This is a genomic window from Bradyrhizobium sp. TM233, from assembly GCF_036247965.1.
GTDB lineage: Bacteria > Pseudomonadota > Alphaproteobacteria > Rhizobiales > Xanthobacteraceae > Bradyrhizobium > Bradyrhizobium ottawaense.
Window position 1 is genome coordinate 1 of sequence record NZ_BTIG01000137.1, and the last position, 310, is coordinate 310.

The following is a 310-nucleotide window of genomic DNA, read 5'->3' on the forward strand; positions in this document are numbered from 1 at the left end:
GCCGCCAAGGAATCGGTGCCTGCCATCGAAGGCCTCAAGCTGAAGGACCCCAAGGACTTCCGCTATCTCACCAAGGGCCAGGTCGGCATCGTGGATCTCCACGACATCACCACCGGCAAGGCGCGTTACGGCGCCGATGTGCGGCTGCCGGGGATGAAATACGCCGTGATCGCGCGCCCGCCGGTCACAGGCGGCAAGCTGGTCTCGTTCGATCCCGATGCGGCACTGAAGGTCCCCGGCGTCGAGAAGGTGATGAAGGTTCAAGGCTGGCCTTGGCCGTCAAAGTTCCAGCCGCTCGGCGGCGTCGCGG

The 310-nt window shown here is 65.5% G+C and carries 1 pseudogene; it reads left to right on the plus strand.

Annotated features, from left to right (window positions below):
• A pseudogene (locus AABA86_RS34025) lies at positions 1-310 on the plus strand (xanthine dehydrogenase family protein molybdopterin-binding subunit); the annotation flags it as partial.